A 20,843-nucleotide genomic window follows, 5' to 3' on the forward strand; every position below is an offset into this window, starting at 1 on the left:
CCGAAAGCAGAATTTGAGTGGAGAACAGCATGAGTGCAGTTGAAAGCGTCGGCCCACAAGCGTTGCCGGCACTGCAAGAACAAGTCGAGCAGATCATCGCTGAAGCCAAGCGCCAGGGCGCCAGTGCCTGTGAAGTGGCCGTGTCGCTGGAGCAGGGCCTGTCGACCACGGTGCGTCAGCGGGAAGTCGAAACCGTTGAGTTCAATCGCGATCAGGGCTTCGGCATCACCTTGTACGTAGGCCAGCGCAAAGGCTCGGCCAGCACCTCGGCCAGCGGCCCGGAAGCGATTCGCGAAACCGTCGCCGCGGCACTCGCCATTGCCAAGCACACGTCTGAAGACGAAGCCTCGGGCCTGGCGGATGCCGCGCTGATGGCCAAGGATTTGCAGGATTTTGACCTGTTCCATCAATGGGACATTACCCCGGAGCAAGCCATCGAGCAGGCCCTGGCCTGTGAAGCGGCGGCGTTTGCCGCCGACAGCCGGATCAAGAATGCCGATGGCACCACCCTCAGCACTCACCAGGGCTGCCGGGTTTACGGTAACAGCCACGGTTTTATCGGTGCTTACGCGTCCACTCGTCACAGCCTCAGTTGCGTAATGATCGCCGAAGCCGATGGCCAGATGCAGCGCGATTACTGGTATGACGTGAACCGTCAGGGCAATTTGCTGGCCTCTCCAGAGAGCATCGGCCAACGTGCCGCGCAACGGGCGGCGAGCCGTCTGGGCGCGCGTCCGGTGCCGACCTGTGAAGTGCCGGTGCTGTTTTCCGCGGAACTGGCCGGTGGCTTGTTCGGCAGTTTCCTGTCGGCGATCTCCGGCGGCAGTCTGTATCGCAAATCGTCGTTCCTCGAAGGCACGCTGGGGCAGAAGCTGTTCCCGGAATGGCTGACCATCGATGAGCGTCCGCACCTGATGCGCGCTCTGGGCAGTTCGGCGTTCGATGGCGATGGCCTGGCGACCTACGCCAAGCCGTTCGTGGAGAAGGGCGAGTTGGTGTCCTACGTACTCGGCACCTACTCCGGCCGCAAGCTAGGCATGCCGAGCACTGCCAACGCCGGCGGCGTGCACAACCTGTTCGTCACCCATGGTGACGAAGATCAGGCCGCCTTGCTGCGCCGCATGGGCCGAGGCTTGCTGGTCACCGAACTGATGGGGCAGGGCCTGAACATGGTCACTGGCGATTACTCCCGTGGCGCGGCGGGTTTCTGGGTCGAGAACGGCGAAATCCAGTTCGCGGTGCAGGAGGTGACTATCGCCGGCAACATGCGTGACATGTTCAAGCAGATCATTGCGGTCGGTAATGACCTGGAATTGCGCAGCAATATTCGCACCGGGTCGGTGTTGATCGAGCGGATGACAGTGGCGGGTAGCTAAGCCTCCGATCTCTGCACAAAAAGGCGCGCCACCCCATTGGGTGGCGCGCCTTTTTTTATGCGTTGGAAAAGATCCCTGTGGGAGCGGGCTTGCTCGCGAAGAGGCCATCACATTCGACATCAGCGTCGGCTGGTACACCGCTTTCGCGAGCAAGCCCGCTCCCACAAAGTACTCAGTGCTTTGCTGTGCTTGTTTTGGTTCTCATTATCATCTAATAATAAATCTCATTACCGAATGAGCCCGGATCATGAGTTCTGCCTTGCACGAGCAGCCTTACCTCGAAAGCTGGCGCTGGATGAGTCGCCAGATCCGTTGCGCCATGGACCCTGACGAACCGCGCCTGATCGAACATTACCTGGCCGAAGGCCGGTATCTGGCGTGTTGCACGGCCACCTCTCCCTGGACCATCGCCGAAACCTCTTTCCGTTTGCTGCTCGACACCGCCGTCGATGTCGCGCTGCCCTGGCACTGGCGCAGCCTGTGTCTCGACCAGGCCTGGCGGCCGTTGCGCGATCTCGAACGGCAATCACTCAGCAAATGCCGCCTCAAGCGCTGGCAAAGCTATGCCTGGCAACTGGCGACCTGCGAGTTGCAACCCTCCATCCCTCTCATAGAACTGGTGCAAGGATCTCCTGATGAGTAACACACGTATCGAACGCGACAGCATGGGCGAACTTCAGGTCCCGGTGGACGCTCTCTATGGCGCGCAAACCCAGCGCGCGGTGGATAACTTCCCGATCAGCGGCCAACCGATGCCCGTGCAGTTCATCCGGGCGCTGATTCTGGCCAAGGCCGCTGCCGCCCGAGCCAACGTCGAGCTCAAACAGATCAGCGAATCCCAGGGCAAGGCGATCGTCGACGCCGCTCAAGGCTTGCTCGAAGGCGATTTCATGCAGCACTTCCCGGTGGATATCTTCCAGACCGGTTCCGGCACCAGTTCCAACATGAACGCCAACGAAGTGATCGCCACCCTGGCCAGCCGCTTGTTGGGCGAGCCGGTGAATCCCAACGATCACGTCAATTGCGGCCAAAGCAGCAACGACATCATCCCGACCACCATCCATGTCAGCGCCGCATTGAGCTTGCATGAGCAGTTGCTGCCGGCGTTGGTGCATCTGGTGCAGGTGATCGAGCACAAGGCCGAGCAGGTTCATCCATTTGTCAAAACCGGGCGTACCCATTTGATGGACGCCATGCCGGTGCGCATGAGTCAGGTGCTCAATGGTTGGGCGCAACAGCTCAAGGCCAATATCGGTCATTTGCAGGATTTGCTGCCGAGTCTGCAATCGCTGGCCCAGGGCGGCACGGCGGTGGGTACCGGGATCAATGCTCATCCGCAATTTGCGGCGCATTTCAGCCAGCAACTCAGCCAACTGACGCAGGTTCAGTTCACGCCGGGCAAGGACTTGTTTGCGCTGATCGGCTCGCAGGACACGGCGGTCAGCGTTTCAGGGCAGCTCAAGGCTACAGCGGTTTCTTTGATGAAAATCGCCAACGACCTGCGCTGGATGAATTCCGGGCCGTTGGCCGGGCTCGGTGAAATCGAACTCGAAGCCTTGCAGCCCGGCTCGTCGATCATGCCCGGTAAAGTCAATCCGGTGATCCCGGAAGCTACCGCGATGGTCGCCGCTCAGGTGATTGGCAACGACACGGTGATCACCGTCGCCGGTCAGTCGGGCAATTTCGAGCTGAACGTCATGCTGCCGATCATCGCCCATAACCTGCTGAGCAGTATCCAATTGCTGGCCAACGCCAGCCGTCTGCTGGGTGACAAGGCTATCGCCAGCTTCAAGGTCAACGAGGCCCGGCTCAAGGAAGCGCTGTCGCGCAATCCGATTCTGGTCACTGCACTCAATCCGATCATTGGTTACCAAAAAGCCGCCGAAATTGCCAAGAAGGCTTATCAGCAGGGCCGGCCGGTGATCGATGTCGCCCTGGAACACACCGATCTGACGCGCAGCCAACTGGAAGAATTGCTCAACCCAGAGAAGCTCACCGCAGGCGGCGTGTAATCACCGCTACCGCTTTGGAGGCTCACCATGGAGCACTGGAAACGCACGATCGAAAGAGCAAATCGCTGTTTCATGCTGGGCGAGCTGGTCGATGCTCGCGAGGCTTATTTGCAGGCATTGGCCTTGGCCCAGGTGTTGTTCGAGCGCTGGGCCGATGCCGACGAAGCGGTGGCGGCTTGCGTGATTTCCCACCATAACCTGGCGGACCTGCACCTGCGTCTGAACCAGCCGGAGGAGAGCGCCGAGTACCTGTGTGCGATCCATCAACGACTGTTGCAGACCATGCAGGACCCGCGACTGGCGCCAGCCTTGCGTGAAGCCGCGCTATGCCAGAGCAGCAAAACCTATGTCGAGCTGCTGAATTTCATCAGCGAACACGGCGAGTATCCGCGCACCCAGCGTTTGCTACACCGCGAGACGCCTCCCGCGCATCAGCCTGCGCCCTTACAACATGGAGTTCATTGAAATGGCTTTTACCTTGCCTGCCTTGCCGTACGCCTATGACGCCCTGGAACCGCATATCGATGCGCAGACCATGGAAATCCACTACGCCAAACACCACCAGACCTACATCAACAACCTCAACGCTGCAGTCGAAGGCACTGAATTTGCTGAATGGCCGGTGGAAAAACTGGTGGCGGCGGTCCAGCAATTGCCGGAAAGGCTCCGTGCGGCGGTGATCAATCAGGGCGGGGGGCATGCCAACCATTCGTTGTTCTGGGAAGTGATGGCACCCAACGGCGGAGGCCAACCTGAAGGCGCGCTGGCCAAGGCGATCGACGAACAGCTGGGTGGTCTCGACAACTTCAAGGAAGCCTTCACCAAAGCTGCGCTGACCCGTTTCGGCAGCGGTTGGGCCTGGTTGAGCGTGACGCCGCAAAAGACCTTGATTGTTGAAAGCAGCGGCAACCAGGACAGCCCGTTGATGAATGGCAATACGCCGATCCTCGGCCTGGATGTCTGGGAGCACGCTTACTACCTGCGCTATCAGAACCGCCGCCCGGAATACATCAATGCGTTCTACAACGTGATCAATTGGCCCGAAGTCGCTGCGCGTTATCAGGCTGCGCTGGTTTAGGGGGAACTAGTTGAGAACGCCCCCTAAGTCTCTATAAAACAATCCAGGGCTGACTATGGGCACTGAAACACTGGCGGTCGGAAGTGGACGAATGTTTCGTTACGCACTGGGATCGCTGTTACTGCTGGCGGGCATGACATTATTGGCTGCCCAAGGGCTGAGCTGGCTGGACCTCGAACCGAGACTGCAGCGTGCCCTGCAAGGCGGGGCGATTTGCGCCTTGGGTACGGCTTTGGGCGCGGTGCCGGTGCTGGTGATTCGGCAGATGCCTCAGGCAGTCAGCGACATATTGCTCGGTTTCGGAGCCGGGGTGATGCTCGCCGCGACGGCGTTTTCGCTGATCGTGCCGGGCATTGCCGCGGCAGAAAACCTCGGGCTGACGCCTTGGGCGGCCAGCGGCCTGATTAGCTTCGGCATCCTTCTGGGCGCATTCGGGTTGTTTCTGGTGGATCGCAGGGTGTCTGGCGCTACGCCCGAAATGCTCGTGGGGACACTGAAGCGATCGGTGATTCCACCGCGGATCTGGTTGTTTGTGTTTGCCATCATCGCCCACAACATCCCCGAAGGCATGGCTGTCGGCGTCTCGGCCGGTGGAGGCATGCCTGACGCCGACAGCCTGGCCATGGGCATCGCATTGCAGGATGTGCCGGAAGGACTGGTCATTGCGTTGGTGTTGGCCGGGGCAGGGATGTCGCGGGTCAAGGCGTTCCTGATCGGTGCTGCATCAGGGTTGGTCGAGCCGGTCTTTGCATTGTTATGCGCCTGGCTGGTAAGCCTTGCCGAACTGCTGTTGCCTTTGGGGCTGGCACTGGCGGCCGGTGCGATGTTGCTGGTTGTGACTCACGAAGTCATCCCCGAATCGCGCCGCCATGGTCACGACAAACTGGCCAGCCTTGGGCTGCTGATCGGGTTTTGTCTGATGATGGTGATGGATACAGCGTTGGCTTGAAAAACAGGATCAGAAGATCGCAGCCTCGTTTCACTCGACAGCTCCTACTGTATGCAGATCCTTGTAGGAGCTGTCGAGTGAAACGAGGCTGCGATCTTTTGATGTTTATTCGCCTTCGTCGAAGTAGTTGTTGATCAGCTTCACTAATGCATCCAGCGCTTCCTGCTCCTGTTCGCCTTCGGTAATCAGGTGGATTTTGGTGCCCTTGCCAGCGGCCAGCATCATCATGGCCATGATGCTTTTGCCATCGACCACGGATTCTGGCGTGCGTCCTACCCTGATCGTGCAATCCTTGAACTGACCGGCGACTCCGACAAATTTTGCAGACGCGCGGGCATGCAGACCCAGCTTGTTGATAATTTCGATTTCCAGAGCAGGCATCGCGATGTGAATCCTTTAGCTGAGGTCGCGGTGGCGGACCTGGACGTTCTTCAGGGTTTTTTGCAGGACCTGACCCAGACGTTCGGTCAGGTAGACAGAGCGGTGATGCCCGCCAGTGCAGCCAATGGCAATGGTGACATAGGCGCGATTGCTGGCGGCAAAGCGGGGTAGCCACTTGAGCAAGTATGAGGAAATGTCCTGGAACATCTCTTCGACGTCCGGCTGTGCCGCCAGGTACTCGGCCACCGGTTGATCAAGCCCGGACTGTGCCCGTAGCTCCGGCTTCCAGTAGGGGTTAGGCAGGCAGCGCACGTCGAACACCAGATCGGCGTCCACCGGCATGCCCCGCTTGAACCCGAAAGATTCCACCAGGAACGCAGTGCCGGGCTCCGGCTGATTCAGCAGGCGCAGTTTGATGGTATCGCGTAGCTGATACAGGTTCAGATTGGTGGTATTGACTTTTAGGTCAGCCAGATCGGCGATAGGCCCCAGCAGATTGGTTTCATCCTGGATCGCCTCCGCCAGCGAACGATTGGCGCTGCTCAGCGGGTGACGACGGCGAGTTTCCGAAAAGCGTTTGAGCAAGGTTTCTTCGTCGGCGTCCAGATACAGCACATCGCACTGGATATGCCGGCTGCGGACCTCTTCCAGCAATTCGGGAAACCGTGACAGGTGGCTCGGCAGGTTGCGCGCATCGATGGACACGGCCACCAGCGGTTGTGCCAGTTCGGTGTGAATCAGCGCGCGTTCGGCCAGTTCCGGCAGCAAGCCGGCCGGCAGGTTGTCGATACAGTAGTAGCCGTTGTCCTCGAGCACATCGAGGGCGGTACTTTTACCTGAGCCGGAGCGGCCACTGACGATGATCAGGCGCATGATTAGTGACCGTTCTGCTCGTCCAGGACAACCTGATACAAGGCTTCGTTGCTCGGGGCGCTGCGCAATTTTTCACGCACTTCCTTGCGATCCAGCATGCTGGCAATCTGGCGCAGCAATTCCAGGTGTGCATCGGTGGCGGCTTCCGGGACCAGCAGCACAAACAGCAGGTCAACCGGGGCACCGTCGATGGCATCGAAATCGATAGGGGCTTCCAGGTGCAGCAGCGCACTGATTGGCGAGGTGCAGCCTTTGAGCCGGCAGTGGGGGATGGCGATGCCGTTGCCGAAACCGGTAGAACCGAGTTTCTCACGGGCAATCAGGGCCTCGAAGACGTCCTGCATTTCCAGATCCGGTACTTCGCGGTGGATAAGGTTGGCAATTTGCTCGAGGGCTTTCTTTTTACTGCCACCCGGCGCGTTCACTTGGGAACGGCCGGGGGTCAGGATGGTTTCTAGTCGGATCATGGATTGGGGGTGTTAACGACCGGTCGCGCCCTGGAGGAGGCTCTGGGTCTTTTCCTTATGCTTTTTAAGTTGGCGATCCAGCTTGTCGGTCAGCAGGTCGATGGCGGCATACATGTCCGTATGCTCGGCATTGGCGACCACTTCTCCGCCGGGAATATGCAGCGTGGCTTCGATCTTCTGCAGCAGTTTTTCGACGTTCATCGTGACTTGCACATTGGTGATCTTGTCGAAATGCCTCTCTAATCGGTCGAGTTTTTCGCCGATGTAGGTGCGCAGGGGTTCGGTCACTTCCAGTTGGTGTCCACTGATGTTGACTTGCATACAGCTTCTCCTTCGTTGCCAGTGCATAAAGCGGCAGGCAGAAATGCCTGCCACTGGAACGCTGTGGCCAGCCCGGCGGCTACATCAACCGCTTCCGTTCGCTGGAAGGCGCGATCCCCAGGGATTCGCGGTACTTGGCGACGGTGCGACGGGCTACCTGAATGCCTTGTGCCTCCAGTAAACCAGCGATCTTGCTGTCACTCAACGGCTTTTTCTGATTTTCCGCGGCAACCAGTTTTTTGATGATCGCGCGGATCGCCGTGGACGAGCATTCACCGCCTTCAGAGGTACTGACGTGGCTGGAAAAAAAGTATTTCAGTTCATAGATGCCCCGTGGGGTATGCATGAATTTTTGCGTGGTCACCCGTGAAATGGTCGATTCATGCATGCCGACTGCTTCGGCAATGTCATGCAGCACCAACGGCTTCATGGCTTCGTCACCGTACTCAAGAAAGCCGCGTTGATGCTCGACGATCTGGGTGGCGACTTTCATCAGGGTTTCATTGCGGCTTTGCAGGCTCTTGATGAACCAGCGAGCCTCCTGCAGCTGATTACGCATGAAGGTGTTGTCAGCGCTGGTATCGGCGCGGCGCACGAAACCGGCATATTGGGCGTTGACCCGCAGGCGTGGCACCGATTCCTGGTTCAGCTCCACCAGCCAGCGCTCGTTGTCCTTGCGCACGATCACGTCGGGAACGACGTATTCGGCTTCGGTGGACTCGATCTGTGAGCCCGGGCGCGGGTTGAGGCTCTGGACCAATTCGATGACCTGGCGCAGCTCATCTTCCTTGAGCTTCATGCGGCGCATCAGCTGGCTGTAGTCGCGGCTGCCGAGCAGGTCGATGTAATCGGTGACCAGGCGCTTGGCTTCGGCCAGCCAAGGGGTCTTGGCGGACAACTGGCGCAGTTGCAGCAGCAGGCATTCACCCAGGTTGCGGGCGCCGATGCCAGCGGGTTCGAATTGCTGGATGCGGTGCAGGACGGCTTCGATTTCGTCGAGTTCGATGTCCAGTTCCGGGTCGAACGCTTCGAGGATTTCCTCGAGGGTTTCGTCCAGGTAGCCCTGATTGTTGATGCAGTCGATCAGGGTCACGGCGATCAGGCGATCAGTGTCGGACATCGGTGCCAGGTTCAGTTGCCAGAGCAAATGGCTTTGCAGGCTTTCACCGACCGATGTGCGGGTGGTGAAGTCCCACTCGTCGTCATCGTTGCTCGGCAGGCTGCTGGCGCTGGTCTGGTAGACATCCTCCCAGGCTGTGTCGACGGGCAATTCGTTGGGGATGCGCTCGTTCCAGTCGCCTTCCTCAAGGTTGTCCACCGTCGGGGCGGTTTCCTGGTAGGAGGGTTCCTGAATGTCGGCGTTGGGTTTCTGTTCGGCGCTATCGGCCAAGGGGTCGGCGTTATCGAAGTCGTCGCCTTCTTCCTGGCGTTCGAGCATCGGATTGGACTCCAGAGCCTCCTGGATTTCCTGTTGCAGGTCCAGGGTCGACAATTGGAGCAGGCGGATGGCCTGTTGCAGCTGCGGTGTCATCGTCAGCTGCTGGCCCATTCTCAAGACTAGCGATGGTTTCATGGCAGGGGCTTAACACCTTATTCGCCGGCGCACATGCGCCATCCACTACAGGGCGCCGAAGCGCCAAACATAAGCAAATTATATGCCCGAAACTGAAGTGTTTGCCTAGAGCGCTGTAACAATAAAAAGTTATTGATTTTTTATTGAAGTAAGCGCTCCCTCGGCGACCCGGGCACCTCAGGTGCTTACAGGCGGAACTCGTGGCCCAGATACACTTCCTTGACCAGTTCATTGGCGAGGATGGTGGCGGAGTCACCTTCAGCAATCAGTTGGCCGTCGTTGACGATGTAGGCGGTTTCGCAGATATCCAGGGTCTCACGAACGTTGTGGTCCGTGATCAGCACGCCAATGCCTTTAGCCTTGAGGTGATGGATGATCTGCTTGATGTCGCCCACCGAAATCGGGTCCACGCCGGCGAAGGGTTCGTCGAGGAGGATGAATTTCGGGTTGGTAGCCAGTGCCCGGGCGATTTCCACACGGCGGCGTTCACCACCGGACAGGCTCATGCCGAGATTGTCACGGATGTGATGGATGTGAAATTCCTGCAGCAGGCTTTCCAGCTCTTGGCGACGACCGGCCTTATCGAGCTCCTTGCGGGTCTCGAGGATGGCCATGATGTTGTCGGCCACCGACAGTTTGCGAAAGATCGACGCTTCTTGCGGAAGATAGCCGATGCCGGCCTTCGCACGACCGTGCATCGGCTGGTGGCTGACGTCCAGGTCGTCGATCAGTACGCGGCCTTGATCGGCCTGTACCAGGCCGACAATCATATAGAAACAGGTGGTTTTACCGGCGCCGTTAGGGCCAAGCAGGCCGACGATCTGACCGCTGTCGATGGACAGGCTGACGTCGCGCACGACCTGACGGCTCTTGTAGCTCTTGGCCAGATGCTGAGCTTTCAGAGTTGCCATTACTGGGCCTTTTGCTCGTCGGTTTTCTTCTTCGGCTGGATCACCATGTCGATGCGAGGGCGTGCCTCGGTGACCTTGTTACCCGTGGCGCGACCGGCGCTCGCAAGCTTTTTGACCGTGTCGTAGACGATTTTCTCGCCTTGGGTGACGTTGTTGTCCTTATCGATGACTTTGGCGCGATCGATCAGCACGACGCGGTTTTGCGAGGCGTGGTACTGGATAGTTACGCCATAGCCCTGGACCGGCTTGGTATCGCCCGCCGTTTGCAGTTGCTCGAAGTAGGCAAGGTTGCCCACCGAAGTCACCACGTCGATGTCGCCGGTCGGGGTGCGGGTGATGGTCACGGTATTGCCGGTGACCTTCATCGAGCCCTGGGTGATGATCACATCGCCCTTATAGGTGGCAACGCCGTTCTTGTCGTCCAGTTGGGCATCGTCGGCCTGAATGCGGATAGGCTGCTCTTGATCGTTCGGCAGAGCCCAGGCGCTCACGCTTCCCAGTGCTGCGCCCAGACTGAGCAAAATAGGGAGAGTTTTAACGAGCCTCATACTGTCCTCTTACGTTCGATAGCAGGTGTATCCTGCTTTCTTTCAAGTACGCTTTCATTCCGTTGCCTGTCGATACACCGCCGGCGCCGTCGATTCTAACGGGTTGATCGGTCTGCGCATATTGCTGCTGCGGGAACACGGTCATACGGGTGGTGGTAATCAGGGTTTTACGGTTTTTTTCGTCGAAACGCGTGATACGTACCGAGTCAATCAGCTCGACCTGAGTGCCGTCCGGGTTGACTTCGCCGCGCTCGCTCTGGACGTGCCAGGGGAATTCGGTGCCACGGAACATGTTCAGGTCCGGATTGCTCAGCAACGTCACCTCGCTCGCTTTCACGTGTTCGACCTTGTCCGACGTCATCTCGTATTGCAGTTTGCCGTCGGGCAGGTACTGCACGCTGTGGGCGTTGATGGCGTAATAGTCGATCGCGGTTTCATCGACCTTCACCACCGGCTTGTCGAGGAAACGCTCCGGGCTGATGTTCCAGTAGCCGACCGCTGCAAAAATCGCGGCGATGCAACCGAACACCAGGATGTTACGAATTTTCTTGCTCAGCATGATGGGCTCACAGGTACGCGGCGTTGGCCGCATCGAGGCGGCCCTGGGCGCGCAGGATCAATTCGCAGAATTCGCGAGCGGCCCCCTCGCCACCGCGGGCCTGGGTGATGCCGTGGGCGTGTTCGCGCACGAAACTGGCAGCGCTGGCCACCGCCATGCCAAGGCCTACGCGGCGAATCACCGGCAGGTCCGGCAGGTCGTCGCCCAGGTAGGCCACTTGTTCATAGCTCAGGTTGAGCTGGCCAAGAAGTTCGTCGAGCACCACCAGTTTGTCTTCGCGACCCTGATAAAGGTGCGCAATGCCGAGGTTCTTCGCGCGCCGTTCAACCACCGGGGTCTTGCGACCACTGATGATAGCGGTCTGCACGCCCGCGGCCATCAACATCTTGATGCCCTGGCCGTCGAGGGTGTTGAACGTCTTGAATTCGCTGCCGTCCTCGAGGAAGTACAGGCGCCCGTCGGTCAGCACGCCATCGACGTCGAACACCGCCAGTTTGATCTGTTTGCCGCGTTGCAGCAGGTCCGTGCTCATTACATTACTCCCGCACGCAGCAAATCGTGCATGTTCAAGGCGCCGACCGGACGGTCTTCGCTGTCGACCACTACCAGTGCGTTGATCTTGTGGTCTTCCATGATTTTCAGGGCCTCGGCGGCGAGCATCTCGGCGCGGGCGGTCTTGCCGTGGGCGGTCATCACTTCATCAATGGTCGTGCTGTGGATATCGATGGTACGGTCCAGCGTGCGACGCAGGTCGCCGTCGGTGAAGATCCCGGCGAGTTTGCCATCCGTGCTCAGTACAACGGTCATGCCCAATCCCTTACGGGTCATTTCCATCAAGGCATCCTTGAGCAGCGTACCGCACATCACTTGCGGCAATTCGGTGCCGGCATGCATGACGTTTTCCACTTTCAGCAACAAGCGGCGGCCAAGGGCGCCGCCCGGGTGGGAAAAGGCGAAATCTTCGGCGGTAAAGCCGCGAGCTTCAAGCAAGGCAACGGCGAGAGCATCACCCATGACCAGTGCCGCGGTGGTCGACGAGGTAGGTGCCAGATTCAGCGGGCAGGCTTCGTGTTCGACGCTTACATTGAGGTTGACTTCCGCTGCCTTGGCCAGCGGCGACTCGGGGTTGCCGGTCAGGCTGATCATTTGAATGCCCTGGCGTTTGATCAGCGGCAGCAAGGTGACGATCTCGTTGGTGGAGCCGGAATTCGACAGCGCCAGAATGATGTCATCGCGGGTGATCATGCCCATGTCGCCATGGCTGGCTTCGGCCGGATGCACGAAGAAGGCTGTGGTGCCGGTGCTGGCCAGGGTGGCGGCAATCTTGTTGCCGATGTGCCCCGATTTGCCCATGCCGACCACGACCACGCGGCCTTTGCTGGCCAGAATCATCTCGCACGCACGTACGAAATCCGCATTGATATTGGGTAGCAAGCCTTGTACGGCTTCCAGTTCGAGGCGGATGGTACGTTGTGCGGATTGAATCAGGTCGCTGGATTGGTTCATGTCGGAAATCGAATAGCCTGATGAAAAGGCGGCGATTATAGCGGTAATGATCAAAACCCTCACGCTAGTTCGTCGCGGTTTGTCATTCCTTGTTACCTAATCCTCTCTAAATAGATGATTTCGGGTGGTCATGTTGCTGAACATGCCCGGCTTGGGCCTTGGGCGCTTGAGCTTTGCAGTGATATAGTTCGCCGCCAGTTCGGCCTGCCCGGGGAGGTATGTGCTTTCGCCAGAAAGCCAGGCGTCCGAGTGAGAGGCTGCATCGCAAGGAGTTTAGATGAGTGCCGATAACGCCTACGCGGTCGAGCTGAAGGGACTGACCTTCAAGCGCGGTACGCGCAGCATTTTCAATAACATCGATATCCGCATCCCGCGCGGCAAGGTTACCGGCATCATGGGACCTTCCGGGTGTGGCAAGACCACGCTGTTGCGGCTGATCGGCGCACAATTGCGCCCCACCAGCGGCGAAGTCTGGGTCAATGGCCAGAACCTGCCAACACTGTCGCGCAACGATCTGTTCGATGCGCGCAAGCACATGGGTGTGCTGTTTCAGAGCGGTGCATTGTTTACCGACCTTGATGTGTTCGAGAACGTCGCCTTTCCGCTGCGTGTTCATACAGCGCTGCCGGAAGAAATGATCCGCGACATTGTCCTGCTCAAATTGCAGGCTGTTGGCTTGCGTGGCGCCATCGACCTGATGCCTGACGAATTGTCCGGGGGCATGAAACGTCGCGTCGCGCTGGCTCGGGCAATTGCTCTCGATCCGCGAATCCTGATGTACGACGAGCCTTTCGTCGGCCAGGACCCGATCGCCATGGGCGTGCTGGTGCGCCTGATCCGCCTGCTCAACGATGCGCTGGGCATCACCAGCATTGTGGTTTCCCACGACCTGGCCGAGACCGCGAGCATCGCCGACCACCTCATCGTGGTGGGCGATGGGCAAGTGTTGGGGCAAGGCACGCCCAAGGATCTGATGAAATCGGATGAGCCACGTATTCGTCAATTCCTGACTGGCGAACCCGACGGCCCGGTCGCATACCACTTTCCAGCGCCGGATTACCGCGCAGATCTTCTGGGGAAGCGTTGATGCGCAAGATCACACTAATAGAAAGGGTGCGCCGTTTCGGTCATGCCGGCATCGATGTGATGGCGGTGTTCGGGCGTTCGGCGTTGTTCCTGTTTCATGCCTTGCTCGGTCGTGGCGGCATCGGCGGCGGTTTTGGCTTGCTGGTCAAGCAACTGCATTCGGTGGGCGTGATGTCCCTGGTGATCATCGTGGTTTCCGGGGTGTTCATCGGCATGGTGCTGGCCCTGCAGGGGTTCAATATTCTGTCCAGCTACGGTTCGGAACAGGCCGTCGGGCAGATGGTTGCGTTGACGTTGCTGCGTGAGCTGGGGCCGGTGGTCACGGCCTTGCTGTTCGCCGGCCGCGCAGGGTCGGCGCTGACCGCTGAAATCGGCAACATGAAGTCCACCGAGCAATTGTCCAGCCTGGAAATGATCGGGGTCGACCCGCTCAAGTACATCATTGCCCCGCGCCTGTGGGCCGGCTTCATTTCCTTGCCGGTGCTGACGACGATTTTCAGCGTGGTGGGTATCTGGGGCGGTTCATGGGTGGCCGTCGACTGGCTGGGTGTCTATGAAGGCTCCTACTGGTCGAACATGCAAAACAGCGTGACGTTTGTCGACGATGTGCTCAACGGCATTATCAAAAGCATGGTTTTTGCCTTCGTCGTGACCTGGATCGCCGTATTCCAAGGCTATGACTGCGAGCCCACTTCCGAGGGGATCAGTCGTGCCACTACCAAGACCGTGGTGTATGCCTCTTTGGCTGTACTTGGCCTGGACTTTATCTTGACCGCCTTGATGTTTGGAGATTTCTGATGCAAAACCGCACCCTGGAAATCGGTGTCGGCCTTTTCTTGCTGGCTGGCATCCTGGCTTTGCTGTTGCTTGCGCTGCGGGTCAGTGGCCTGGCTCCGACGGCGAGCACCGATACTTATAAACTTTATGCGTATTTCGACAATATCGCCGGTTTGACGGTCAGAGCTAAAGTGACCATGGCCGGTGTCACCATCGGCAAAGTCACCGCAATCGATCTGGATCGCGACAGCTTCACCGGTCGGGTGACCATGCAACTGGAAAAGCGCGTAGATAATCTGCCGACCGACTCCACTGCATCTATCCTGACCGCTGGCCTGTTGGGTGAGAAATACATCGGTATCAGCGTGGGTGGGGAAGAAACCCTGCTCAAGGAGGGGGGAACCATCCACGACACGCAGTCGTCGCTGGTGCTCGAGGACCTGATCGGTAAATTCCTGCTCAATACCGTTAGCAAAGACGCCAAATGAGGAGCTTTTGAATGATCTCTATCTTGCGACGTGGCCTGTTGGTGATACTCGCGGCCTTGCCGTTGATGGCTAACGCCGTGGCGGCGCCGTCGGCGCACGAACTGGTGCAGGACACCACCAACCGGTTGTTGGCGGATCTTTCTGCCAACAAAGAGAAATACAAGCAGGATCCGCAGGACTTCTATGCGGCGCTGAACAGCATTGTCGGGCCTGTCGTGGATGCCGAGGGTATTTCCAAGAGCATCATGACAGTCAAATACTCGCGCAAAGCCACGCCTGAGCAGATGAAGACGTTTCAGGAAAACTTCAAAAAGGGTCTGTTCCAGTTCTATGGCAATGCCCTGCTGGAGTATGACAACCAGGGTATCGTCGTCGATCCTGCCAAGGATGAGTCGGGAGACCGTACCAGCGTTGGCATGACGGTCAAAGGCAGCAGTGGCGCGATTTATCCTGTGTCTTACACACTGGAAAAGATCAATGGCGAGTGGAAACTGCGCAACGTGATCATCAACGGCATCAACATTGGCAAGCTGTTCCGCGATCAGTTCGCTGATGCGATGCAGCGCAATGGCAACGATCTGGACAAGACCATCAACGGTTGGGCCGGGGAAGTCGCCAAAGCCAAGGAAGCCACCGAAAAATCTACCGAGAACCAAACCCAATGAGTGAGTCGGCCATTCGCATGAGCGAATCCGGCGAGCTGCTGCTCAGTGGCGTGCTGGATTACCGCACAGGCCCGAACCTGCGCAAGCAGGGGCAGGCGCTGATCAAGTCCAGCAACGCGGCTGCGCTGGTGGTTGATTGCTCAGCGGTGGAGAAGTCCAGCAGCGTCGGCTTGTCGCTGTTGCTGTGCTTCATGCGCGATGCCCAGGCGGCCGGCAAGGCCCTGAGCATTCGCGCGATGCCCGACGATATGCGCGAAATCGCTCAGGTCAGCGAATTGACCGAGCTGTTGGCGCACCCCTGAACCGCATCTATAAAGAAGCCCCCCGTCAGAGTCCTGTGAATGCGGGGTTCGCAGGCGCGGGGCTTTTTTGTATGATGTCCGACCCGCGCGCACAGGGCGCCGATTGAGGTTGAGCATGCAGGCCGTAGAAGTGAAGAGCTTCCTTGAAGGAAAGCTGCCAGGAACCCTAGTAGAAGTCGAGGGCGAAGGCTGCAACTTTCAGCTGAACGTGATTAGCGATGAACTGGCGGCGTTGAGCCCGGTGAAGCGTCAGCAGCAGATCTATGCCCATTTGAACCCATGGATCACCGATGGCAGCATCCATGCGGTCACTATGAAATTTTTCAGCAGCGCGGCCTGGGCCGAGCGCACCTGAGCCCAAGGGCGTCGAGATTCTTATGGATAAATTGATTATTACTGGCGGTGCTCGTCTTGACGGCGAAATCCGCATCTCCGGGGCAAAGAACTCTGCCCTGCCGATCCTGGCTGCAACCCTGCTGTGCGATGGCCCGGTGACCGTTGCCAACCTGCCGCACCTGCACGACATCACCACGATGATCGAGCTGTTCGGCCGCATGGGCATCGAGCCGGTGATCGACGAGAAGCTCAGCGTCGAAATCGACCCGCGTACCATCAAGACCCTGATCGCGCCGTACGAACTGGTGAAAACCATGCGTGCCTCGATCCTGGTGCTGGGCCCGATGGTTGCCCGTTTCGGTGAAGCCGAAGTCGCACTGCCTGGCGGTTGCGCCATCGGTTCGCGTCCGGTCGACCTGCACATCCGTGGCCTCGAAGCCATGGGCGCGGTCATCGACGTCGAAGGCGGCTACATCAAGGCCAAGGCCCCTGAAGGCGGCCTGCGCGGTGCGCACTTCTTCTTCGACACCGTCAGCGTGACCGGTACCGAGAACATCATGATGGCGGCCGCTCTGGCCAAGGGCCGTAGCGTGCTGGCGAACGCCGCTCGCGAGCCTGAGGTCATCGACCTGGCGAACTTCCTGAATGCCATGGGCGCCAAGATCACTGGCGCCGGCACCGACACTATCACCATCGATGGCGTCGAGCGTCTGCACCCGACCACTTACAAGGTGATGCCTGACCGTATCGAGACCGGCACCTACCTGGTGGCGGCGGCGGTGACCGGCGGTCGTGTGAAGGTCAAGGACACTGATCCGACCATCCTCGAAGCCGTTCTGGAAAAGCTCCGCGAATCGGGTGCCGAAATCACCTGCGGCGAAGACTGGATCGAGCTGAACATGCATGGCAAGCGGCCAAAAGCCGTCAACGTGCGGACCGCTCCATACCCGGCGTTCCCGACCGACATGCAGGCGCAGTTCATCTCCCTCAACGCCATTGCCGAAGGCACTGGTGCGGTGATCGAGACGATCTTCGAAAACCGCTTCATGCACGTTTACGAGCTGCACCGCATGGGCGCTCACATCCAGGTCGAAGGCAACACGGCCATCGTCACCGGCATCGAGAAGCTCAAGGGCGCGCCAGTAATGGCCACCGACCTGCGTGCTTCGGCCAGCCTGGTGATCTCGGCGCTGATCGCCGAAGGCGATACCCTGATCGACCGCATCTACCACATCGACCGTGGTTACGAGTGCATCGAAGAGAAACTGCAGATGCTCGGCGCGAAGATCCGCCGCGTACCGGGCTAGTTTCTGCTGCATGGGCGCAAGGACGCGCCCGTTGATTTTGTTCAAGTCGGGGCTGGTAACGGCCTCGATGTATGTCCGGCGCCGTTTGCGACCGGGCATGAGTACCTTGATAAGGACTGACGTTTCCCATGTTGACCATCGCACTGTCCAAGGGCCGCATCCTTGACGACACCCTGCCGCTTCTGGCTGAAGCGGGCATCGTGCCGACCGAGAATCCGGACAAGAGCCGCAAGCTGATCATCCCCACAACCCAGGCCGATGTGCGCTTGCTGATCGTGCGCGCCACCGATGTGCCGACTTATGTCGAGCATGGTGCCGCGGACCTCGGCGTCGCCGGTAAAGATGTGCTGATGGAATATGGCGGTCAGGGTCTGTACGAGCCTCTGGACCTGCGAATTGCCCTCTGCAAGCTGATGACCGCCGGCCGTGTCGGCGATGTCGAGCCCAAGGGCCGTCTGCGGGTGGCGACCAAATTCGTCAACGTCGCCAAGCGTTACTATGCCGAGCAAGGCCGTCAGGTCGACATCATCAAGCTCTACGGCTCGATGGAGCTGGCGCCGCTGATCGGTCTGGCGGACAAGATCATCGACGTAGTCGACACCGGTAACACCCTGCGTGCCAATGGCCTGGAGCCCCAGGATTTCATTGCCGACATCAGCTCCCGGCTGATCGTCAACAAAGCTTCGATGAAAATGCAGCACGCCCGAATCCAGGCGTTGATCGACACCCTGCGCAAAGCAGTGGAGTCTCGACACCGCGGCTGATTCACCCGCGCGACCTTGAGTCGCGCCCGTCTATCCGCCTCATAGCCAGAATTCTCAGGTGCCCAAGCGGAAACGACTGCTAAGTTAGGGCGCCTGAGTTTTTGCCAATCCTATGAGGCTCTCGCTATGACCGCACCGACTGCAATTCGCCGACTCAACGCTGCTGACCCGGATTTCGCGCATCATCTGGATCATCTGCTGAGCTGGGAAAGTGTGTCTGACGACTCGGTCAATCAGCGGGTGCTGGACATCATCAAGGCTGTGCGCGAACGCGGCGACGCGGCGCTGGTGGAATTCACACAGAAGTTCGACGGCCTGCAAGTCGCCTCCATGGCAGACCTGATTCTGCCGCGCGAACGCCTGGAGCTGGCCCTGACCCGCATCACCGCGCCTCAGCGTGAAGCCTTGGAAAAAGCCGCGACTCGCGTGCGCAGCTACCACGAAAAACAGAAGCAGGATTCCTGGAGCTACACCGAAGCCGACGGCACGGTGCTGGGCCAGAAGGTTACGCCGCTGGATCGCGCCGGTCTGTATGTGCCGGGCGGCAAGGCGTCGTACCCGTCTTCGGTGCTGATGAACGCGATTCCGGCCAAGGTTGCAGGCGTGAGCGAAGTGGTCATGGTCGTGCCGACGCCTCGCGGCGAGATCAACGAGCTGGTGCTGGCCGCGGCCTGCATTGCCGGCGTTGACCGGGTGTTCACCATCGGCGGCGCCCAGGCCGTTGCGGCGCTGGCTTACGGCACTGAAAGCGTGCCGAAGGTCGACAAAGTGGTCGGCCCTGGCAACATCTATGTCGCCACCGCCAAGCGCCACGTGTTCGGTCAGGTCGGGATCGACATGATCGCCGGGCCGTCGGAGATTCTAGTGGTGTGTGACGGCCAGACTGATCCGGACTGGATTGCCATGGACCTGTTCTCCCAGGCCGAGCACGACGAAGATGCCCAGGCGATTCTGGTCAGCCCGGACGCCGAGTTCCTCGACAAGGTCGCAGCGAGTATCGCCAAACTGCTGCCGACTATGGAACGCGCCGAGATCATCGAAACCTCGATCAATGGTCGCGGTGCGCTGATCAAGGTTCGCGATATGGAACAAGCCATTGAAGTGGCCAACCGCATTGCGCCGGAACACCTGGAGTTGTCGGTTGCCGACCCGCAGGCCTGGTTGCCGCAGATCCGCCACGCCGGTGCGATCTTCATGGGCCGCCACACCTCAGAAGCGCTGGGCGACTACTGCGCTGGCCCGAACCACGTGCTGCCAACGTCCGGCACCGCGCGCTTCTCTTCGCCGCTGGGTGTTTATGACTTCCAGAAACGTTCGTCGATCATCTTCTGCTCCGAGCAGGGTGCCTCCGAACTGGGCAAAACCGCTTCCGTGCTGGCCCGTGGCGAGTCGCTGACCGCCCACGCCCGCAGCGCCGAATACCGCATCGTTGACGATAAGAAGGGCAGCTAAGCATGAGTAAATTCTGGAGTCCCTTCGTCAAGAGCCTGGTGCCCTACGTGCCGGGCGAGCAGCCGAAGCTGGCGAAACTGGTGAAGCTCAACACCAACGAGAACCCGTACGGTCCATCGCCCAAAGCGTTGGCCGCGATGCAAACCGAACTGAACGATAACCTGCGTCTGTACCCGGACCCGAACAGCGACCTGCTGAAGAACGCGGTGGCCAGGTATTACGGCGTGCAGAGCAATCAGGTATTTCTCGGCAACGGTTCCGATGAAGTCCTGGCGCACATTTTTCACGGCTTGCTGCAACACGATAATCCAGTGCTGTTCCCGGACATCAGCTACAGCTTCTATCCGGTTTACTGCGGTTTGTATGGCATTGCTTTCGACGCGGTGCCGCTGGATGAGCACTTCCAGATCAACCCGGCGGACTACGCCAAGCCGAACGGCGGGATCATTTTCCCCAACCCGAACGCGCCGACCGGTTGCCTGTTGGCGCTGGACGCGGTTGAGCAAATCCTCAAGGCCAGCCCGGATTCGGTGGTCGTGGTGGATGAGGCTTACATTGATTTCGGTGGTGAAACGGCGATCACGCTGGTGGACCGTTATCCGAACCTGTTGGTGACTCAGACCCTGTCCAAGTCCCGTTCACTGGCGGGCCTGCGGGTTGGCCTGGCGGTGGGGCATCCGGATCTGATCGAGGCGCTGGAGCGGATCAAGAACAGCTTCAACTCCTATCCGCTGGATCGTCTGGCGATTGTCGGGGCTGCGGCAGCGTTCGAGGATCGTGAGTATTTCGACAAGACCTGCCGGTTGGTCATCGAGAGTCGCGAGAAGGTGGTCGCGCAGCTGGAGGCGAAGGGGTTTGAGGTGTTGCCTTCGGCGGCAAACTTCATTTTCGCCCGTCACCCGAAGCACGATGCGGCAGGGCTGGCGGCGAAGTTGCGCGAACAGGGCGTGATCGTTCGGCACTTCAAGCAGGAGCGGATTGCCCAGTTCCTGCGGATTTCCATCGGCGCGCCGGAGCAGAATCAGGCGCTGATCGACGGCCTCGGCGATCTCTAATCCATCGCTGATCCCGTAGGAGCGAGGCTTGCCCGCGAAGAACGATGACACGGTTTA

At 59.2% G+C, this 20,843-nt stretch carries 26 protein-coding genes; 16 read left to right on the forward strand and 10 right to left on the reverse strand.

Features of this window, described 5'->3' with window-relative positions; genetic code table 11:
- The first annotated feature begins 29 nt into the window (after positions 1-29).
- The 6 genes from pmbA (at position 30) to KW837_RS22655 (ending at position 5,415) form a co-directional block, all read left to right on the forward strand.
- A complete protein-coding gene (gene pmbA, locus KW837_RS22630) occupies positions 30-1,376 on the forward strand; it encodes a metalloprotease PmbA (protein WP_192346239.1) in 1,347 nt (448 codons plus the stop codon).
- 247 nt (positions 1,377-1,623) lie between these two features.
- The gene (locus KW837_RS22635; RefSeq protein ID WP_218398683.1) at positions 1,624-2,019 is read left to right on the forward strand and encodes a FagA protein; all 396 of its coding nucleotides are present in this window, start codon (positions 1,624-1,626) and stop codon (positions 2,017-2,019) included.
- Positions 2,012-3,388, forward strand: coding sequence for an aspartate ammonia-lyase (locus tag KW837_RS22640; RefSeq protein ID WP_218398684.1), 1,377 nt, complete (start codon positions 2,012-2,014; stop codon positions 3,386-3,388). The genes KW837_RS22635 and KW837_RS22640 overlap by 8 nt, the downstream gene beginning before the upstream one ends.
- A 27-nt stretch (positions 3,389-3,415) precedes the next feature.
- Positions 3,416-3,853, forward strand: a complete 438-nt coding sequence (locus tag KW837_RS22645) for a hypothetical protein (protein WP_218398685.1) — start codon at positions 3,416-3,418, stop codon at positions 3,851-3,853.
- 1 nt (position 3,854) lies between these two features.
- Positions 3,855-4,466 (forward strand): superoxide dismutase, encoded by a 612-nt coding sequence (locus KW837_RS22650; protein WP_218398686.1) that lies wholly within the window; start codon positions 3,855-3,857, stop codon positions 4,464-4,466.
- Between the two features lie 55 nt (positions 4,467-4,521).
- Complete coding sequence (locus tag KW837_RS22655) at positions 4,522-5,415, forward strand: ZIP family metal transporter (protein ID WP_218398687.1); 894 nt, start codon at positions 4,522-4,524, stop codon at positions 5,413-5,415.
- 105 nt (positions 5,416-5,520) lie between these two features.
- Here the strand turns inward: KW837_RS22655 and KW837_RS22660 are convergent, their stop codons facing one another.
- From KW837_RS22660 to KW837_RS22705, 10 genes are all read right to left on the reverse strand, one after another.
- The gene (locus KW837_RS22660; protein WP_123498991.1) at positions 5,521-5,796 is read right to left on the reverse strand and encodes an HPr family phosphocarrier protein; all 276 of its coding nucleotides are present in this window, start codon (positions 5,794-5,796) and stop codon (positions 5,521-5,523) included.
- A gap of 15 nt (positions 5,797-5,811) precedes the next feature.
- The gene (rapZ, locus tag KW837_RS22665) at positions 5,812-6,669 is read right to left on the reverse strand and encodes an RNase adapter RapZ (RefSeq protein WP_123498993.1); all 858 of its coding nucleotides are present in this window, start codon (positions 6,667-6,669) and stop codon (positions 5,812-5,814) included.
- A gap of 2 nt (positions 6,670-6,671) precedes the next feature.
- Positions 6,672-7,136: a PTS IIA-like nitrogen regulatory protein PtsN gene (gene ptsN / locus KW837_RS22670; protein ID WP_007901530.1), complete on the reverse strand. Its 465-nt coding sequence runs from the start codon at positions 7,134-7,136 to the stop codon at positions 6,672-6,674.
- 12 nt (positions 7,137-7,148) lie between these two features.
- Complete coding sequence (gene hpf, locus KW837_RS22675) at positions 7,149-7,457, reverse strand: ribosome hibernation-promoting factor, HPF/YfiA family (protein WP_003178005.1); 309 nt, start codon at positions 7,455-7,457, stop codon at positions 7,149-7,151.
- A gap of 79 nt (positions 7,458-7,536) precedes the next feature.
- Positions 7,537-9,030 carry an RNA polymerase factor sigma-54 gene (locus tag KW837_RS22680; protein ID WP_032830276.1) on the reverse strand — a complete coding sequence of 498 codons (1,494 nt, stop codon included), beginning with the start codon at positions 9,028-9,030 and terminating at the stop codon, positions 7,537-7,539.
- A gap of 185 nt (positions 9,031-9,215) precedes the next feature.
- Positions 9,216-9,941, reverse strand: coding sequence for an LPS export ABC transporter ATP-binding protein (gene lptB / locus KW837_RS22685; protein ID WP_030128011.1), 726 nt, complete (start codon positions 9,939-9,941; stop codon positions 9,216-9,218).
- The gene (gene lptA / locus KW837_RS22690) at positions 9,941-10,489 is read right to left on the reverse strand and encodes a lipopolysaccharide transport periplasmic protein LptA (protein ID WP_007901540.1); all 549 of its coding nucleotides are present in this window, start codon (positions 10,487-10,489) and stop codon (positions 9,941-9,943) included. Before lptA ends, lptB begins: the two co-directional genes overlap by 1 nt.
- Positions 10,476-11,048: an LPS export ABC transporter periplasmic protein LptC gene (lptC, locus tag KW837_RS22695; RefSeq protein ID WP_218398688.1), complete on the reverse strand. Its 573-nt coding sequence runs from the start codon at positions 11,046-11,048 to the stop codon at positions 10,476-10,478. The genes lptA and lptC overlap by 14 nt, the downstream gene beginning before the upstream one ends.
- Positions 11,049-11,055: 7 nt before the next feature.
- A complete protein-coding gene (locus KW837_RS22700; protein WP_123498995.1) occupies positions 11,056-11,580 on the reverse strand; it encodes an HAD family hydrolase in 525 nt (174 codons plus the stop codon).
- Complete coding sequence (locus KW837_RS22705; RefSeq protein WP_123498997.1) at positions 11,580-12,554, reverse strand: KpsF/GutQ family sugar-phosphate isomerase; 975 nt, start codon at positions 12,552-12,554, stop codon at positions 11,580-11,582. Before KW837_RS22705 ends, KW837_RS22700 begins: the two co-directional genes overlap by 1 nt.
- 277 nt (positions 12,555-12,831) lie before the next feature.
- On the opposite strand from KW837_RS22705, the gene KW837_RS22710 reads away from it, so the two are divergent.
- From KW837_RS22710 to hisC, 10 genes are all read left to right on the forward strand, one after another.
- Positions 12,832-13,641: an ATP-binding cassette domain-containing protein gene (locus tag KW837_RS22710; protein WP_218398689.1), complete on the forward strand. Its 810-nt coding sequence runs from the start codon at positions 12,832-12,834 to the stop codon at positions 13,639-13,641.
- On the forward strand, positions 13,641-14,438 hold the full coding sequence (gene mlaE, locus KW837_RS22715) for a lipid asymmetry maintenance ABC transporter permease subunit MlaE (protein WP_123499001.1): 798 nt from the start codon (positions 13,641-13,643) through the stop codon (positions 14,436-14,438). Before KW837_RS22710 ends, mlaE begins: the two co-directional genes overlap by 1 nt.
- Positions 14,438-14,905 (forward strand): outer membrane lipid asymmetry maintenance protein MlaD, encoded by a 468-nt coding sequence (mlaD, locus tag KW837_RS22720; RefSeq protein ID WP_008070583.1) that lies wholly within the window; start codon positions 14,438-14,440, stop codon positions 14,903-14,905. The genes mlaE and mlaD overlap by 1 nt, the downstream gene beginning before the upstream one ends.
- Before the next feature lie 11 nt (positions 14,906-14,916).
- Positions 14,917-15,570 carry a phospholipid-binding protein MlaC gene (locus KW837_RS22725; RefSeq protein ID WP_218398690.1) on the forward strand — a complete coding sequence of 218 codons (654 nt, stop codon included), beginning with the start codon at positions 14,917-14,919 and terminating at the stop codon, positions 15,568-15,570.
- Positions 15,567-15,872, forward strand: coding sequence for a lipid asymmetry maintenance protein MlaB (locus KW837_RS22730; protein ID WP_008070580.1), 306 nt, complete (start codon positions 15,567-15,569; stop codon positions 15,870-15,872). Before KW837_RS22725 ends, KW837_RS22730 begins: the two co-directional genes overlap by 4 nt.
- 115 nt (positions 15,873-15,987) lie before the next feature.
- Positions 15,988-16,227, forward strand: a complete 240-nt coding sequence (locus KW837_RS22735) for a BolA family protein (protein WP_007912386.1) — start codon at positions 15,988-15,990, stop codon at positions 16,225-16,227.
- A gap of 22 nt (positions 16,228-16,249) precedes the next feature.
- A complete protein-coding gene (gene murA, locus KW837_RS22740; RefSeq protein ID WP_123499005.1) occupies positions 16,250-17,515 on the forward strand; it encodes a UDP-N-acetylglucosamine 1-carboxyvinyltransferase in 1,266 nt (421 codons plus the stop codon).
- Between the two features lie 128 nt (positions 17,516-17,643).
- Entirely contained in the window at positions 17,644-18,279 is a 636-nt protein-coding gene (hisG, locus tag KW837_RS22745) for an ATP phosphoribosyltransferase (RefSeq protein WP_007901570.1), read from the forward strand.
- A 126-nt stretch (positions 18,280-18,405) separates the two neighbouring features.
- The gene (gene hisD / locus KW837_RS22750) at positions 18,406-19,731 is read left to right on the forward strand and encodes a histidinol dehydrogenase (protein WP_123499007.1); all 1,326 of its coding nucleotides are present in this window, start codon (positions 18,406-18,408) and stop codon (positions 19,729-19,731) included.
- A gap of 2 nt (positions 19,732-19,733) precedes the next feature.
- Entirely contained in the window at positions 19,734-20,786 is a 1,053-nt protein-coding gene (gene hisC, locus KW837_RS22755) for a histidinol-phosphate transaminase (RefSeq protein WP_218398691.1), read from the forward strand.
- The last annotated feature ends 57 nt before the right edge of the window (positions 20,787-20,843 follow it).

The sequence above is a fragment of the Pseudomonas sp. PDM24 genome, assembly GCF_019218905.1.
Lineage (GTDB): Bacteria > Pseudomonadota > Gammaproteobacteria > Pseudomonadales > Pseudomonadaceae > Aquipseudomonas.